This is a genomic window from Vibrio sp. 10N.247.311.47 (assembly GCF_041467535.1).
Classification (GTDB): domain Bacteria; phylum Pseudomonadota; class Gammaproteobacteria; order Enterobacterales; family Vibrionaceae; genus Vibrio; species Vibrio crassostreae_C.
The window spans coordinates 1-16,843 of sequence record NZ_JBFSUR010000053.1 but is presented as its reverse complement, the minus strand read 5'-3'; the positions used below and the strand labels follow the sequence as shown (position 1 = coordinate 16,843).

Here is a 16,843-nt window from a genome sequence, read left to right as displayed (position 1 = left end):
GACTACTTCTTCTTGAAGATAAAAGCGGCTTTCCCCGGAAAGCCGCGATGAACCATAAAAAAGCCGAGACATCAATGATGTCTCGGCTTTTTACGTTTAAATGTCGTTGTTGATTAATCACTCCCGAAGGAAATCAATCACCAGCGAACATGTAACCTTCACCGTGTACCGTCACAAAGATTTGTGGGTTCTTAGGATCGAACTCCATTTTTGCACGCATACGACGAATCAATACGTCGATAGTACGGTCATTAGGCGCGTCCACTCGGTGGCTAATCATATTCAAAATACGTTCGCGGCTTAATACTTGATTAGGGTAAGAAGACAAAGCCACTAGCAGTTCGTATTCTGCTTTGGTCAGTTTCACTGGTTCGCCGTTCTTGCTTAACGCACGACGAGGGATATCAAATGTCCACTCACCAAAACGAACCACAGACTCATCTGATGTTTCTTCTACAGCGCCCGCTGCTGTTTTACGAGCAGCAGAGATACGCCAAAGTAGGTTTTTAACTCGAACTAATAACTCGCGAAGTTCGAAGGGTTTAGTAACGTAATCGTCAGCGCCCATTTCAAGGCCTACGATCTTGTCGATGCTATCCGTGCGTCCAGTAACTAAAATAATTCCAATGTCTGATTGACTGCGTAATTCGCGAGTTAGCATCAATCCATCTTCGCCTGGTAAGTTGATGTCCAGCATAATGAGGTCAACGTTGTTTTCTTCTAACACGTTTCTCATTTGAGCGCCGCTTTCTGCTTCGCTCACTGTGTAACCCTCGTTCTGGAAGTATCCAACCAGTTTACTGCGGGTTACCACATCATCTTCTACGACTAATACGTGATAGCTCATCTACACCACTTTTCTTATTTAATAGTTTCAGTGACTATTCTATTCATAACTAGTAACAATTCTAGTGGTACAGAAGATAAAAGCCAGAAACATGGATTTTTTTTGATACAAGACAATCTTAAACCTTGCTATTTATCGTCCATCGCAATTCAATATAGGCATTACTACTAACGAGTAACTTTGCGTTTCACAAATAACCTTGTTATTCAGCCTTGGTGTGCTTATGCCCAAGTGACTTCAAGATGCATATAAGCAACATCACAAGACTAAGTCAGGATCTAACAAATGAAAGATACGAAAGCGTTCAACGAGCAAAGAGCAGAAATATACTGGTGGCTATCAAGCTTATTTGCCAAAGAGCTCACTCAAGAAGAACTCGATCACTACCACTCTGTTGAAATTCGTTCTTTCCTAACTGGTTTAGGCGAAAATGAGACACTAAAGCCAGCGATTGATAAGTTAGTGGATGCGCTGAACCGCCTACAAACTCGTGAAGATGCTCAGCTAGAACTGTCTGCAGACTTTTGCGATCTTTTCTTAAAGACAGATAAGCACGGCGCTCTTCCTTACGCTTCAATGTATATCGGCGAAACTGGCCTTTTGAATGATAAGCCAGCAAAAGATATGGAAGAGATCATGGCTAAGCACAACTTAGTTGTGAACCAAGATCTAAAAGAGCCAGCAGACCACATTGCTATCGAACTCGATTTCCTTGGTAACTTGATCATTCGTTCAAACGAAACGAATATTGAAGAAGAACTAGAGAATTCATTTGCCGCTCAACAGCAGTTTATCGAACAACAACTGCTGACTTGGTTACCAAAGTTCAACGTAAAATGTCATGACGTTGATGAATTCGGTTTCTACGCCTCCGTCTCATCGTTGCTACTCGCATTCTGTCAATTAGACACTCAATATTTAGCTGGTGAATAGCTTATTGGATGACTCGTTAAATAAATTCAGAAGAATGTGACAATTCACCCGGATTTCCGGGTGAATTTTATTGCGAGTAATTTCTAGTCAGTCTAAAATTGTGACCGCAAACGATAAAATATGAAACATTCACGAAATGCTATGCTTATTATAGTTTTGAGCATTTCGGTGTTAAGACAAGCCGCTCAATAGCGGTTTTTTGTTTTTTAGCACTTTTAGTACCCAAAGAGCCCTACAAATTTAAGCTCTTAGTTAGGTAGCTTAACGGCTACTTTATTCCGTACTTTGGGAAAGTAGCTTCTAATAGGATAAAACCATGGCCACTATAAAAGATGTCGCTCGCTTAGCCGGCGTATCAACAACAACCGTTTCTCACGTAATCAATAAAACTCGCTTTGTTGCAGAAGCAACGCAAGAAAAAGTAAACAAAGCCGTAGATGAACTGAACTATGCACCAAGTGCTGTTGCTCGTAGCTTGAAGTGTAATACAACACGCACCATCGGCATGCTAGTGACTCAATCAACTAATCTATTCTTCTCTGAAGTTATCGATGGTGTTGAGAGCTACTGCTACCGTCAAGGTTACACTTTGATCCTGTGTAATACGGGCGGCATCTATGAGAAGCAACGTGACTACATTCGAATGCTTGCAGAGAAACGTGTAGATGGCATCTTAGTTATGTGTTCTGACCTAACTGAAGAACTAAGAGAGATGTTAGACCGTCACGCTGACATCCCTAAAGTTATCATGGACTGGGGCCCTGAGAGCTCTCAGGCTGATAAGATCATCGATAACTCAGAAGAAGGTGGCTACCTAGCGACCAAATACCTTATTGAACGCGGTCACTCTAAGATTGCATGTTTAAGTGGCCACTTAGACAAAGCAGCATGTGTTGAACGTATTGCCGGTTACAAGCGCGCACTGAACGAAGCAAAGATTTCTGCTGATGAAAATATGATCATCGAAGGCAACTTTGAGTGTGATACGGCTGTTCTTGCTGCAGAACAAATCGTTGAGATGGAAGATCGTCCAACGGCGGTATTCTGCTTTAACGACACAATGGCACTCGGCTTAATGAGCCGACTGCAAGAAAAAGGCATCCGCATTCCTGAAGATATCTCAGTGATCGGTTACGACAACATCGAACTCGCTGAATACTTCTCTCCGCCGTTAACGACAGTTCACCAACCAAAACGTCGTGTTGGTAAGAATGCATTCGAAATTCTATTGGAGCGCATCAAAGACAAAGACCACGAAAAACGCGTCTTCGAAATGCACCCTGAAATTGTTGAACGAAGTACAGTTAAGACGTTAAATTAATTGATAATTCGAGTTTAATTTCATCAAGCGCACCTTTAGGTGCGCTTTTTTTATCAGCAACTATAATGAACCCTTATGCATAAATGAAAGATCATTAATTGAAGCAATGTCACATTTTGAAATATCAACTGTGAGCTTCATTCAACAAAAACTTTATTCTATTCAATCAGTCACGCACAGGGCAAACCACTCGAAAGAGTGAGACGCAAAGCTTCCGGCCTAAACCACTCGTTGGTATGGTAGCGGGGTTACCGATGGCAAAATGCAGTAACTACTAATAATTTAGTAATTTACGGCTTATTGACAATTTAATTGCAACATTTTGCTAATCTCTCGGACCTGCTTATTTGGTGGCGTAGTTCAAATACACCGAGATAAATAACATGGATAAACCGATACTAAAGGACTCGATGAAGTTATTTGAGTCCCTAGGAAAAATAAAATCACGCTCAATGTTTGGTGGCTTCGGTCTTTTTGCTGATGACACTATGTTTGCTCTGGTTGTAAATGACCAGTTGCACATACGCGCAGACAAAGGCACAACGAAACAATTCGAACAACAAGGGTTTCAACCGTACGTCTACAAAAAACGTGGTTTCCCTGTCGTTACTAAATATTTCGCTTTACCTGAAGGCCTCTGGCAAGACCAAGAGAAAATCTTGCAGCTTGCAACCACGTCTCTAGGTTTTGCTAAAGAAGAAAAAGCTGAGCAGTCTTCTGCTAAGCCGACCCGACTCAAAGATCTGCCTAATCTTCGACTCGCTACCGAGCGTATGTTGAAAAAGGCAGGGATCGATTCTGTAGAACGTTTATATGAATCTGGCTCTGTAAACGCATTTAACGCCATCAAAGAATCGCATGCGTCTTCTGTCAGTATTGAACTACTTTGGGCGCTAGAAGGCGCGATTAATGGTACACATTGGTCTGTTATACCGCAGCAGCGTCGCGAAGAGCTTATCAATCGCGTCAATTAACATTGTCAGTGCAATCTATATACATAACTAAGCCGCATTTACTGCGGCTTTTTTTATATCTGGTGAAAGTTAATCTATGCTTTGCCTGTCTATCTATACTATCGGTATGCATTGAAAATTTAGAGGAAGTATCAATGAGTAAGAAAATGATATTGGGTATTGTGTTGGTCGTAACCATCGTCTTGTTAGGCATCAATTTCGGCCAGTACTTAACGCTTGAAAATGCTAAGGCCCAACAAGCTGTGTTAAATGACTACATTGACAGCAACTTTATTGCGGCTGCCGCTATCTATTTTGTCGCGTATGTAATGATTACAGCTTTCTCCATTCCCGGTGCCGCTGTTGTGACCCTATTAGGGGCCGCGCTATTTGGCTTCTGGAACAGCTTGCTGCTGGTATCTTTCGCAAGTGCGATCGGTGCGACCTTAGCCTTCTTAAGTAGCCGTTACCTGTTGCGTGACTGGATTCAAACCAAGTTTGGTGACAAATTGGCGACGATTAACAAGGGGGTTGAAAAAGACGGCGCATTTTACCTGTTTTCTCTGCGTCTGATTCCTGTATTCCCATTTTTCCTTATCAACCTATTGATGGGTCTAACACCCATGTCAGTGAGTCGTTACTACCTTACGAGTCAAATCGGGATGTTACCGGGGACGGCGGTTTTCTTGAATGCTGGTACTCAGCTCGCAGAAATTGATTCACTTTCGGGCATCGTCTCCCCTTCAGTACTATTGTCATTTGCGTTATTGGGTATATTCCCAATAGTGGCTAAATGGTTGATGGGTAAGTTTCGTTCAGCGCCCGTAGCTGAATAATTTATAATAACTAAATAACACAGATAGCCGAATAAGGTTCTAATTCAATGAAAATCTTCAGTGCATCGAATCCGACAGAAGCTCATATCATCTGTGGGTTGTTAGAAAGCGAGAATATTGCCTGTGAAGTCCGTGGCGAGGGGTTGTTCGGATTGAAAGGGGAAATCCCATTCACTGAAGAAACTGACCCTTACGTATGGTTATATGAGCCAGAATTGGCCAGTAAAGCTCGCATGCTTGTCAATGACTACCAAAAGCAGCAAGATTCGATCATCTATGAAGAGTGGCGTTGTGGTGAGTGTCATGAAGTCAACGAAGCGCAATTCGGCTCTTGCTGGCAGTGCGGTGCTGCCTCACCTGAATAGCAGGGTTTCAGTGACCTGATAGAACGATTCGGTCAGATACCTCCTCCAATTAAAAACGGGAAGCTAAAGTTAGCTTCCCGTTTTTATTTCAATTCGATTAACTCATCATCTTTGATTTCACGCCTAGAAAATCACTGAATTTGTTTTTGAATAAACGCAATCGAACGCTGATTAAACTCTTCAGGGTTTTCCACGTTACACACGTGTCCACAATTCGGGATTTCTACTAGCTCGCTCGATTCATGCGCTGCAACCATTTCTTTTACAGGCTTAATAAACATGTAGTCACGTTCACCCATCAAATAAAGAGTCGGTATTGGTAGCTCTCTATCTTTAAAATATTTCATCAAGGGGTTTACATCAGCTGTTAAGATAAACCAGCGTTTAAATTCTTTCTGGCACAGTTTTTTGGCTTCGCGGATAAAAAGGTGACGAGACTCTTTTTGGCTTTTTTGTGGCATCACAACATAAGCAAAAAGGCTGTATAACCACATGTAAGGAATGATGTGCTTGCTGAGGTTACCCAACTTGATTAACACTTGAGAGCGAGTGTTTAGCTTGGTGACAGCGCCACCCAGTACCATTGAACGTACACGGCCAGCCGCCAGTTCGGCAACGTTACGCACAATAATCGTGCCCAAAGACATGCCAACGAAATGTGCAGAACGGATCTTAAGATGGTCTAACACTTTAAGAATATCAAGCGTCACCGATTTGAACGTATAACGATTCGAAATCAGCCCTTTAAGTATATTGTCTGATTTACCGTGCCCTCTCAGATCAATGAGAAGTAAGTTGAAATGCTGTTTATACGCTTTGATCTGCTTGAACCAGATGGAGGAACTGCCTCCTGCGCCATGCACAAATACAACCCACTCATCGCTCGTAGGGTGAGTAAATGTTTTATGAAATAGTAAACTCTCAGACATACCTATCGCTTTAATTATTGGAATGGAGCTATGCCTCATCACGAGGCGATGACTAAGGATACCACGCTATTAAGAACTTTAAGTGATAATAGTGTCAAACCTATCATTAGTCATGTGAATACCTACCTCACCTTTTCTACCTGACTAAAATGAGTTTGCAAGCTTTGTCTTCGTAAACGTGATGTGCTCTGACCAGGAAACAAAAAGGCACTCTACAATTAGAGCGCCTTCATTTAGTTCGAGCGGCAGTTGCTCTCCCGCTAACTTTAAAGCTAAGTCAACAAGTTAAAATGCTGAATGATACATAGCTAGGTATTCTTTAGCCGCATCTTCCCAACTAAAATCTTGCTGCATCGCATAAAGCTGAGCACGCTTAATTTCAGATGGGTTTTGTGCATAAAGCAGTAATGAACGATGTAACACAGCCAATAACGCCTGCGGTGTTGGCTCTTCAAAAGCAAACCCAGTCGCGACTTCAGGATCTTCATCGTAATCATTCACGCTGTCTTTTAAACCTCCCACAGAACGAACAATCGGTAAAGTACCGTAAGCCATGCTGTAGATTTGGTTTAAGCCACACGGTTCAAATTCCGAAGGCATCAAGAAGAAATCAGAGCCTGCTTCAACCAAGTGCGCAAGTTCATTATTGTACGCTTCTACGAACGAGAACTTATCTGAGTGAAGCGCTGATAGCTCTTTCAATTGACTCGCCAAAACCGGATCGCCAGTACCGACAATCACGATCTGAAGATCATTTTTCAAAAACTGTTCGATGATAGGCAGTAAGTAATGAACACCTTTTTGATTCGTCAAGCGACAAACCATGCCATAAACCGCGCAATCGGCAACGGGTAAACCTACATCTTGTTGCAGTTTTTGCTTACAAGCTGATTTTCCGCGAGCCATGCTGTGCTTGGTCGCTTTGTATTTACGAGGAAGGAAAGCATCAGTTTCCGGATTCCAAGCCCCATAATCACACCCATTCAAAATGCCGAACAGATCAGCAGATCTGTGTTGGAATTCTGCAGCCATACCGTGGCTACCTAATTCCGTTTTCAACTCTTCTGCATAGGTAGGACTTACTGCGTTCACTTTATCCGCACACATCACTCCAGCTCTTAGCATAGTGACATGAGTGTCACTCACTGAAGCTTCAGGCGCATGGTAACGGTGCATCTCTGGCAGGAATTGAAGTTCATCGTAGGCGAACACACCTTTGAAAACCGCATTGTGAATCGAAATAACACTGCGCGTATTTTCAAAGAAATCGTGTTGTTGATAACGCGATTTAAGCAAGAAAGGAACGAAACCAGTATGCCAGTCATTTGCATGAATGATATCCGGTTGGAAACCAAGCTTAGGAAGCATATCAAGACAGGCTGCACTAAAGAACGAGAAGCGCTCTCCGTTATCAGCATAAGCTTGATTGTTTTCTGCGTACATTTCCGGGCGGTCGAAATACTTGGCACATTCAATACCAAAAACTGGAACGCCTTCTACGCTCAGTTTTTTAACTTGATAAGCCGTATGAGGCCAATGATCGAGTTCAGTCGATAAAATAACTTCTGCTGAATCAATGTTTGGAATGTTTCTATATGCGGGGATAGTCACTCGAACGTCCTGTTCGAGTGTTTGCAACGCTTTCGGCAGTGCCTTGGCTACATCAGCCAAGCCACCACTTTTAATCAAGCCTTCAACTTCAGACGCTACAAAAAGTACCGAGAGAGTCTTAGTAACCAACTCGTGCTCCTTTAGAAATCACTACGACACCATCGTCAGATACGTGGTAATGCTTTTTGTCTTCTGTCAGATTTACACCAATCTGTGTACCCGGTGCGATATCTGCGTCTTTATCAATGATAACGCGGCGCAAGATACAACCCTCACCCACTTTTACATCACCGAGTAAGATGCTTTCGCTAATATCACACGCTGATGCGATATTGCTGCGGAAGCCCAGTACACTCTTTTCAATACGCGAACCACGTACATAACTACCGCTACACACAAGGCTATCAATGATCTGAATTCGACCATTTGCCGAATCAGTAAACGTAGCTGGTGGTAGTGGCGGGTAATAAGTGTGTAGAGGCCATTTACGGTTGTATAGCGAGAATGGCGCATCTTTCTTAAGAAGGTCCATGTGCGCTTGCCAGTACGCGTCAATCGTACCTACATCGCGCCAGTAAACTTCTTCTTTCTCACCAGTAATACGGTTGGTGCTGAAATCATAAACAAACACATCACCACGTGGGAACATGTTTGGAATAATGTCTTTGCCGAAATCGTGTGTCGAACCTTCTCTATCAGCATCTTCCGTTAGTTCGGCAAAAAGCTCTTTCGCTTCGAACACGTAGTTGCCCATTGAAACGAGCGCTGATTCTGGATCGCCCGGGATCGACTTCGGATTTGCAGGTTTCTCTTCAAAGCCAATCATACGGCCGTCAGCATCAACCTCAATAACACCGAATTCTGATGCTTCAGCAAGCGGCATGCGCAATGCTGATACTGTTAGAGCCGCTTTCTTCTCTTTATGGAAATCAAGCATCTGTTTGATGTCCATCTTATAGATATGGTCTGAACCAAAAATACATACTTGATCAGGTTCTTCCAACTCCATAAAGCCCATGTTTTGGTAGATAGCATCTGCTGTGCCTTCATACCAACGCTTTCCCTTACGCATTTGCGCAGGAATTGGGTCGATAAAACGGTCTGTTATGCCACTGATATTCCAGCCTTTTTTCATATGGTGGAACAGTGACTGTGACTTAAATTGTGTTAATACGTAGATCTTCATTAGATCAGCATTAACGAAGTTGTTCAAAGCGAAATCAATTAAGCGGTAACTACCACCGAAAGGAACCGAGGGTTTGCTGCGAGATTCAGTTAAAGGTCTTAAGCGAGAGCCTTCACCACCAGCAAGAATCATTCCCAATACACCAGCCATTTTATTCTCCATATATCTATAGCTTGTCGATGTTAGTACTCGTAGAGGTATCTTCCTCTGGGGGATGAGCACCAACACTTATTTCGGTATTTAGCGAATATCCATTCACATACAGTGACAATATCCTAAGCCAAACGTTGTTATGTGTGCACTATTCTTTGCACTTGGTTTTATATACGTTATCGACTTTTCGGCCGAATTCAATTTTTAATACGCCATTCTGTGGTACGTAAGCTGATTGCTTTCCTAAGACTTAAAGCAGCTCACACTACACCGTCCAGACGAAACATTACATTAACACCCGACACACATCAGGTATACAACTAAACGCTGATCTGTGAGTTACAATATTTTAATTAAGTTACATTCTCGTTAAAGTTGCATAAGAAAATCTGATTAATTGGCATTATTTATTTTGCGATGTGAATTTAATAAATTCTCGCAGACGAAACACCAGGTCAACAAGTTGCATATTTAGTCATATTGAGATCAAAAAAAAGCAGCCATTAGGCTGCTTTTTCATCAATAACGTTCAGTTATTTCTCTTTAGGCTTTTTACGCTTATCCGTAACTTCCCACTTACCGTCGATGTACAACGCAGTCCAACCGGACGGTTTTCCATCTACTTCAGTACGAACGTAGTTTTCTTTAGTCTTACGACTAAAACGAACCACTGTCGGCTTACCATCAGGGTCAGCAACTGGCGCTGATGCTAGGTATTGGAACTTAGGTGAGATACGGTCTTTAAAACGAACCAGCTCTTCCACTAATGGTGCACGTGTTTCACGTGATTTAGGGAAGTTGCTCGCAGCCATAAATAGACCAGAAGCACCATCACGAAGAACAAAGTACGCGTCTGAATTTTCACACGGAAGTTCAGGGAAATGCACCGGGTCTTCTTTTGGTGGCGCAACTTCGCCATTTTTCAGAATCTTACGAGTGTTCTTACAATCTTCACTCGTACAGTCCATGTATTTACCAAAACGACCGTTCTTCAGAACCATGTCAGAACCACACTTGTCACACTCAACAAGTGGACCATCGTAGCCTTTCACTTTAAATTCGCCGTGCTCAACCACATAACCTTCACAGTTCGGGTTGTTACCACATACGTGCATCTTACGCTTATCATCGATTAGATAGGCATCCATTGCCGTTTCACAAATAGGACAACGCTTTTTAGCTCGAAGTGCTGCTGTTTCAACGTCTTCTTCAAGCACGTTGATAATGCCTTCTTCATCACCAAGGTTGATTGTTGTCTTACAACGCTCTTTTGGTGGAAGTGCATAGCCAGAACAACCAAGGAATACGCCTGTCGAAGCAGTACGAATACCCATTTTACGACTACAAGTCGGACACTCAATATCGGTTTCCACGATATGATTTGGCTTCATGCCACCAGCGTCTTCGTCTAAATCTGCTTTTTCCAAATCGCCAGTAAAGTCTTCGAAGAAGTTATCTAGCACGCCTTTCCAGCTTGCTTCGCCTTCTGCGATTTGGTCCAACTTCTGCTCCATACGAGCAGTGAAGTCGTAGTTCATTAGGTCATTGAAGCTGCCATCTAGACGGTCAGTAACAATTTCACCCATCTTCTCAGCATAGAAACGACGCTGTTCAACTTTTACATAACCGCGATCTTGAATCGTTGAGATGATTGATGCGTATGTTGAAGGACGACCAATACCACGCTTCTCAAGCTCTTTAACTAGCGCCGCTTCAGTGAAACGAGCCGGTGGCTTAGTGAAGTGCTGTTTAGGGTCTAGCGCAATCAGATCAAGCTTATCGCCGATCTGTACTGCTGGAAGGATCGTATCTTCGTTCTTGCCCATTGGACGCTGAACACGAGTCCAACCATCAAATTTAAGGATACGACCTTTCGCTTTCAACGTGTACTCATCTGCTTTAACGCTTACTGTCGTTGAATCGTATTGAGCTGGCGTCATTTGACACGCTACGAATTGATTCCAAATTAGCGAGTAAAGCTTGTGTGCGTCTGCGTCTACGCCGTTTAGATCTTCCGACTTAACATCTACACTTGAAGGACGAATCGCTTCGTGGGCCTCTTGAGCGCCCTCTTTGCTGCCGTATGCAAGAGCTTTAGGTGGAAGGTATTGCGCGCCGTACTCAGAACCAATGTATTCACGAGCGGCTTCTACAGCTTCTGAACTCAAGTTGGTTGAATCAGTACGCATATAAGTGATGTAACCCGCTTCATACAGGCGTTGAGCCAGCATCATGGTTTTCTTTACGCCATAACCAAGACGCGTACTCGCCGCTTGTTGCAGCGTCGACGTGATGTAAGGTGCAGACGGCTTACTCTTTGTTGGGCGGTCTTCACGTTTACATACTTCGTATTGCGCTTTTTCTAAAACGCTAACAGCAGCTTGTGTTTGCGCTTCATTTTCAGGTTTAAACGCAACACCGTCTTTCTGTGCAACTTGCAGTCTAAAGTCGGTTTTCTCTGCTGTTTTAGTATCAGCATGCACATCCCAGAACTCTTCAGGGATAAAGGCGTTGATCTCGCGCTCACGCTCTACCAGTAGTTTTACCGCTACTGATTGAACACGGCCAGCGGACAGGCCTCGTGCTACTTTTTTCCAAAGCAGAGGTGACACCATAAAGCCAACAACACGGTCCATAAAACGTCGTGCTTGTTGTGCGTTTACGCCATCAATATTTAGCTCACCTGGAGTTTCGAAAGCTTGTTGAATAGCATTCTTGGTGATTTCGTTAAAAACCACTCGCTTGTATCGCGTTTCATCGCCACCGATGATCTCACGAAGGTGCCATGCGATAGCTTCTCCTTCGCGGTCCAAATCGGTTGCGAGATAAACATGGTCTGCGTTCTCAGCCAGTTTTTGCAATTCAGCGACGACTTTCTCTTTACCAGGTAGGATTTGATAGTTCGCTTCCCACTCTTTATATGGGTTGATACCCATCTTTTTGATAAGAGCTTTGCGATCTTTTTCTTTTTTGATACGAGCTTTGTCTTCTGGGCTCATACCCTTGGTTGAAACTGCAGCAGCCTTTTGACCAGTACTTTGACCTGCCGTTGGTAAATCACGTACGTGACCTACACTCGACTTAACGACAAAGTCTTTGCCAAGATATTTATTGATAGTTTTAGCCTTGGCTGGCGACTCCACTATAACGAGCGATTTACCCATATTGACTCTAACGTCCTTAATCACGATGCTTCAGCACCAACAATTTAGCTTGTGGGCTTTTACGCATGATATTCTAAATTCATTGCTTCTTTTTTTACTATTGTGCGAGATTACTAGAAGATCAACCGCTTTTTTCAAAATTGGATCTGATCGCTCGACAATTCGACGACTCATAGATAAAAGGGTCACAATATAAAGAAGCTATAAAGTACTCACTAAGAATACTTGCAAGAGCCTATTCATCAGGCATTACGTCTAAACGGGCTCATACTAAGCTTGTCCGCGAATCTAACGCGAGCCCCATTCAATTATTTTTGCCGTAAATCACAAAATAAATTGTGGATGTTTGAAAAGACTCTCTTAATCGGTTGTGAAATCATTGAATTTCTAGTTCGACACCATAAACTCAACGTTATATTCAGTTATCAGAGATAAACTCATGACAAAGAAAGTAATAGCAGAATTTGATTTACTGCTTATCGCAAACCAAATTATCCAATCACATGATGACTACATTGAAGGCATGCGCGCAAACAGCGTAGTAGAAAAAGACGATGTACTCGTCTTCAAAGGTGAATACTTCTTAGACAGCAATGGAATGCCGACCGAGAATACAACCGCGGTATTTAACATGTTTAAATACTTAGCGCACCACCTTTCGAAAGAATTTACAATTCAGCAATAATTAAAAAGCTTGCCACTTAGGCAAGCTTTTTTGTTCCTAAACCTTTACATACTAAGCATTTTTATAGACTTAGCATTTTCAGCTTGTCGAAGTAATCAGGGAATGTCTTTGACGTACAACCTGGATCATTAATCGTCACAGGCGTATCGCTCAAGGCAACCAGCGAGAAACACATCGCCATACGGTGATCATCGTAAGTATCAATCGCCGCATGAGTCAGTTCAGCCACAGGGTTAACAATAATGTAATCTTCACCCTCTTCCACTTCAGCGCCGACTTTGCGTAGCTCTGTTGCCATTGCAGCCAAGCGGTCTGTCTCTTTCACACGCCAGTTGTAGACATTACGGATTGCCGTTGTGCCTTTCGCAAACAATGCGGTTGTCGCGATAGTCATCGCAGCATCTGGGATATGGTTATAGTCCATATCAATGCCTTTCAGCTCGCCACAACGAGAAATAACGTAGTCGTCACCCCATTCGATTTCCGCACCCATTTTCTCAAGCGCATCAGCGAATTGGATATCACCTTGGATACTGTTTTTACCAATACCAGTGACCTTAATCTCACCACCTTTGATAGCAGCGGCTGCAAGGAAATATGACGCAGATGATGCATCACCTTCAACCAAGAAATCACCCGGTGCCGAGTAAGATTGCCCGGTAGGAATCACAAACTCTTGGTAATCATTATTGATCACGTCCACACCAAATTGCTTCATGATGTGCAGCGTAATATCGATGTAAGGTTTAGAAACCAATTCACCGTCAATTTTAATGGTCACTTCACCTTCAGCTAAAGGCGCAGCCATCAAAAATGCCGTCAAAAATTGACTAGATATCGAACCGTCGATAGAAACCGTACCGCTCTTCAAACCGGTACCTGTGATCTTCAATGGCGGGTAGTTTTCGTTCTCTAAATATTCAACGTCGGCACCGGCTTCTCGTAGTGCTGTTACTAAGTGGCCAATTGGGCGCTCTTTCATGCGAGGCTCACCAGTAAGAACGTATTCACCGCGACCTAAACATAGTGCAGCCGCCAACGGACGCATCGCCGTACCCGCGTTACCTAAGAAAAGCTCTAGGGCTTTGTCACTTGAGAATGCACCACCAACACCTGTCACTTCACAAACGGTTTTGTCTGCAGACAACTGATAATCAACACCTAACTGAGTCAATGCATTCAACATATGACGAATATCATCACTGTCTAGCAAGTTTGTTAGGCGAGTGGTTCCCGTAGAAAGTGCAGCCAAAAGAAGTGCACGGTTGGAAACGCTTTTTGAACCAGGTAGGTTAACTTCCCCGTTCACTTTTTGAATTGGTTGTAACGTAAGGCTTTCCATTAAATCTTATAGTCCTTGTACCACCCGAAGTCACTGGTGCGTATTTATTTTCGGGTGATGAATAATTCTTCGTACTTGCAGACTAACGAACTTTTCCAACGAACTCCAGAGCTAATCCGGCCCAAACCGGTGATTAATTAGCCAATCAATCGTATTTATATACTAGTACGCGAGATCAACTCGAACACCATCTGAAAAATAGAGAATTCGTACATCATCGCCTCGGTTGAACAGCATCGAGTTATCGACATCTTGGATAATGTTGACCAACTTGTCGTCTTTGGTTTTGACCAATAACTCGACCAGTTTGTACTCTACTTTATATTGTGTGTTACCTCGGTTACGAGCAATACCCGCACCTGCTACTGCACCTACAGCTGTCGCCACTTCTTTACCAGTGCCGCCGCCAAACTGGTTACCAATCAAGCCACCAATCGCCGCACCTAACAAGGTTTCCCAACCATTCGCTTTCGACTCAACGATCTCTTGCTGAGTGATGTATCTGACCGTATCAATCTCACCATAAACCACCTCGTTTACTGGTCGAGCTTGGTTTCTGTTGTAAGCTGCATTTGCCAACATGGGCAAAACAAGTAAAATCCAAAGCAACTTCTTCATGGTAAAACTCCTAAAGACCTCTTGGTCAGTGATTAATCTGTAATGCGGTACTTATGACTATATACCTAACCGAACTTGATACTACTAGTATAGAGTTTCCTTCGCCTTTCGACGCGCTTGATGACCCCAACGGTCTGCTCGCCTTCGGTGGTGATTTATCACCAATGCGAATTTTAAACGCTTATAGCCAAGGTATATTTCCATGGTATGGCCCAGGTGAGCCTATACTTTGGTGGAGCCCTGCACCGCGAGCGGTATTTAATCCTAAGACATTCGAACCGTCAAAAAGTCTTAAAAAGTTTCAAAGAAAGCACAATTACCGAGTCAGCATCAACCAAGCGACGGACAGAGTAATTGGTTATTGCTCTTCACTAAGACCCGAAGAAGAAACCTGGCTAAACAGCGACATGCAGTCAGCCTACCGCAAACTCGCTTCATTAGGTTTCTGCCACTCGGTTGAGGTTTGGCAAGATGATGAACTGATCGGTGGACTTTACGGCTTACAAAGAGGCCAAGTCTTTTGCGGTGAATCGATGTTCAGCCTAAAGACCAATGCCTCTAAAATTGCGCTGTGGTACTTTTGTAAACACTTTACCCGATTCGGCGGACAACTGATTGATTGCCAAGTCATGAACCCTCACTTGGAATCCTTGGGCGCTATCGAGGTTGATAGGGATGAATTCCTAGGCTCTCTGCAATTACTCAAAGAGTTCTCCGTTGACGATGCATGCTTTAAAACCCAATGGCTAAAGGAAATGCCTTAATGAATCCAGATTTACAACAAATCAGAATTGGATTAACAGACAATCACGCTTGCAGCTACTTACCTCACTTCGAAGAGAGAGTGGCGGTCACGCTTGACGAACACATGCACACCTCAGATAACTATGAAGTTCTGCTTGCGAATGGATTTCGCCGCAGTGGTTCAACCATTTATAAGCCACATTGCGATAATTGCTCAGCATGCCAAGCGATTCGGCTTTCAATTCCTGAGGTTAAGCTTTCCAAAAGCCAACGACGGATCCTTAACAAAGGAAAATCACTACGTTGGGAACTGAAAGATGAGATGGATGACAACTGGTTTGACTTATACAGTCGCTATATCACCGCTCGTCACCGTTCGGGAACCATGTACCCACCCAAGAAAGAAGAGTTTCTACAATTCTCTAAAAATGAGTGGCTTACTACAAAGTTCATGCACATCTATGATGAGAACAAGTTGGTTGGTATCGCCGTAACCGACATCATGGCTCACTGTACGAGCGCGTTTTATACCTTCTTCGCTCCTGATATAGACATTTCGATGGGAACACTTGGCGTTCTATTTCAGATCCAACATGCCCAGAAAGAACAAAAACAATGGTTATATTTGGGTTATCAAATCGATGAATGCCCTGCGATGAACTATAAAGTACGATTTCAACGTCATCAAAGGCTAGTAAATCAGCGGTGGCAAGGGTAGAATACGCGACAACTTTACATATTTTGATTTTAACGGCACAATCAAGCCGTTGAAAACCGCCAAATTTCGAAAGAGGATTAGATGGCTAAAGAAGACGTAATCGAGATGCAAGGCACTGTCCTTGATACTCTACCAAACACAATGTTCCGTGTTGAGCTTGAAAACGGTCACGTAGTGACAGCACACATCTCTGGTAAAATGCGTAAGAACTACATCCGTATTCTTACTGGTGATAAAGTAACTGTTGAGATGACTCCATACGACCTTTCTAAAGGCCGCATCGTCTTCCGTGCTCGTTAATTTTTAATTAGCGAATACAATAAGAAGCGGAGCTTAAGGCTCCGTTTTTTATTGCCTGAGCTTTTTACTACACAAGCACATCAATCTCGCATCTCGCATCTCGCATCTCGCATCTCGCATCTCGCATCTCGCATCTCG

16 protein-coding genes and 1 riboswitch are annotated in these 16,843 nt (G+C 43.2%); of the genes, 9 read left to right on the top strand and 7 right to left on the bottom strand.

Annotated features, from left to right (window positions below):
• Nucleotides 1–133: 133 nt before the first annotated feature.
• Nucleotides 134–847 (bottom strand): two-component system response regulator TorR, encoded by a 714-nt coding sequence (gene torR, locus AB6E51_RS22860; protein WP_017067841.1) that lies wholly within the window; start codon nucleotides 845–847, stop codon nucleotides 134–136.
• A 285-nt stretch (nucleotides 848–1,132) separates the two neighbouring features.
• Here torR and torD point away from each other — a divergent pair, with 285 nt between their 5' ends.
• The 5 genes from torD (at nucleotide 1,133) to AB6E51_RS22835 (ending at nucleotide 5,255) form a co-directional block, all read left to right on the top strand.
• Nucleotides 1,133–1,780 carry a molecular chaperone TorD gene (torD, locus tag AB6E51_RS22855; RefSeq protein WP_017062095.1) on the top strand — a complete coding sequence of 216 codons (648 nt, stop codon included), beginning with the start codon at nucleotides 1,133–1,135 and terminating at the stop codon, nucleotides 1,778–1,780.
• 316 nt (nucleotides 1,781–2,096) lie between these two features.
• Nucleotides 2,097–3,101, top strand: a complete 1,005-nt coding sequence (gene purR, locus AB6E51_RS22850; protein WP_017062096.1) for an HTH-type transcriptional repressor PurR — start codon at nucleotides 2,097–2,099, stop codon at nucleotides 3,099–3,101.
• Nucleotides 3,102–3,271: 170 nt separating this feature from the next.
• Nucleotides 3,272–3,357: riboswitch (cyclic di-GMP riboswitch) on the top strand.
• Between the two features lie 127 nt (nucleotides 3,358–3,484).
• Entirely contained in the window at nucleotides 3,485–4,075 is a 591-nt protein-coding gene (locus AB6E51_RS22845; protein WP_019820997.1) for a TfoX/Sxy family DNA transformation protein, read from the top strand.
• Between the two features lie 134 nt (nucleotides 4,076–4,209).
• Nucleotides 4,210–4,890, top strand: coding sequence for a TVP38/TMEM64 family protein (locus tag AB6E51_RS22840; RefSeq protein ID WP_059020315.1), 681 nt, complete (start codon nucleotides 4,210–4,212; stop codon nucleotides 4,888–4,890).
• Nucleotides 4,891–4,937: 47 nt separating this feature from the next.
• Complete coding sequence (locus AB6E51_RS22835; RefSeq protein WP_017062099.1) at nucleotides 4,938–5,255, top strand: DUF2007 domain-containing protein; 318 nt, start codon at nucleotides 4,938–4,940, stop codon at nucleotides 5,253–5,255.
• Between the two features lie 131 nt (nucleotides 5,256–5,386).
• Here the strand turns inward: AB6E51_RS22835 and AB6E51_RS22830 are convergent, their stop codons facing one another.
• The 4 genes from AB6E51_RS22830 to topA form a co-directional block, all read right to left on the bottom strand.
• Complete coding sequence (locus AB6E51_RS22830; protein ID WP_017062100.1) at nucleotides 5,387–6,184, bottom strand: alpha/beta fold hydrolase; 798 nt, start codon at nucleotides 6,182–6,184, stop codon at nucleotides 5,387–5,389.
• 285 nt (nucleotides 6,185–6,469) lie between these two features.
• Nucleotides 6,470–7,924 (bottom strand): glycogen synthase GlgA, encoded by a 1,455-nt coding sequence (gene glgA / locus AB6E51_RS22825; RefSeq protein WP_371720703.1) that lies wholly within the window; start codon nucleotides 7,922–7,924, stop codon nucleotides 6,470–6,472.
• Nucleotides 7,914–9,143 (bottom strand): glucose-1-phosphate adenylyltransferase, encoded by a 1,230-nt coding sequence (gene glgC / locus AB6E51_RS22820; RefSeq protein ID WP_080582251.1) that lies wholly within the window; start codon nucleotides 9,141–9,143, stop codon nucleotides 7,914–7,916. The genes glgA and glgC overlap by 11 nt, the downstream gene beginning before the upstream one ends.
• A gap of 524 nt (nucleotides 9,144–9,667) precedes the next feature.
• On the bottom strand, nucleotides 9,668–12,298 hold the full coding sequence (gene topA / locus AB6E51_RS22815; RefSeq protein ID WP_017067846.1) for a type I DNA topoisomerase: 2,631 nt from the start codon (nucleotides 12,296–12,298) through the stop codon (nucleotides 9,668–9,670).
• Nucleotides 12,299–12,737: 439 nt separating this feature from the next.
• Here topA and AB6E51_RS22810 point away from each other — a divergent pair, with 439 nt between their 5' ends.
• The gene (locus AB6E51_RS22810) at nucleotides 12,738–12,983 is read left to right on the top strand and encodes a YciN family protein (protein WP_017062104.1); all 246 of its coding nucleotides are present in this window, start codon (nucleotides 12,738–12,740) and stop codon (nucleotides 12,981–12,983) included.
• 61 nt (nucleotides 12,984–13,044) lie between these two features.
• Here the strand turns inward: AB6E51_RS22810 and aroA are convergent, their stop codons facing one another.
• Together aroA and AB6E51_RS22800 are read right to left on the bottom strand one after the other, a co-directional pair.
• On the bottom strand, nucleotides 13,045–14,325 hold the full coding sequence (gene aroA, locus AB6E51_RS22805; protein ID WP_017062105.1) for a 3-phosphoshikimate 1-carboxyvinyltransferase: 1,281 nt from the start codon (nucleotides 14,323–14,325) through the stop codon (nucleotides 13,045–13,047).
• Nucleotides 14,326–14,487: 162 nt separating this feature from the next.
• On the bottom strand, nucleotides 14,488–14,943 hold the full coding sequence (locus AB6E51_RS22800; protein ID WP_050634895.1) for a glycine zipper 2TM domain-containing protein: 456 nt from the start codon (nucleotides 14,941–14,943) through the stop codon (nucleotides 14,488–14,490).
• A gap of 53 nt (nucleotides 14,944–14,996) precedes the next feature.
• Here AB6E51_RS22800 and aat point away from each other — a divergent pair, with 53 nt between their 5' ends.
• The 3 genes from aat to infA all read left to right on the top strand — a co-directional run bounded on the left by aat (nucleotide 14,997) and on the right by infA (nucleotide 16,705).
• Entirely contained in the window at nucleotides 14,997–15,707 is a 711-nt protein-coding gene (gene aat / locus AB6E51_RS22795) for a leucyl/phenylalanyl-tRNA--protein transferase (RefSeq protein ID WP_017063504.1), read from the top strand.
• Nucleotides 15,707–16,405, top strand: coding sequence for an arginyltransferase (locus tag AB6E51_RS22790; protein WP_017062107.1), 699 nt, complete (start codon nucleotides 15,707–15,709; stop codon nucleotides 16,403–16,405). The genes aat and AB6E51_RS22790 overlap by 1 nt, the downstream gene beginning before the upstream one ends.
• Nucleotides 16,406–16,486: 81 nt before the next feature.
• Nucleotides 16,487–16,705 (top strand): translation initiation factor IF-1, encoded by a 219-nt coding sequence (gene infA, locus AB6E51_RS22785; protein WP_001040192.1) that lies wholly within the window; start codon nucleotides 16,487–16,489, stop codon nucleotides 16,703–16,705.
• Nucleotides 16,706–16,843 lie beyond the last annotated feature (138 nt).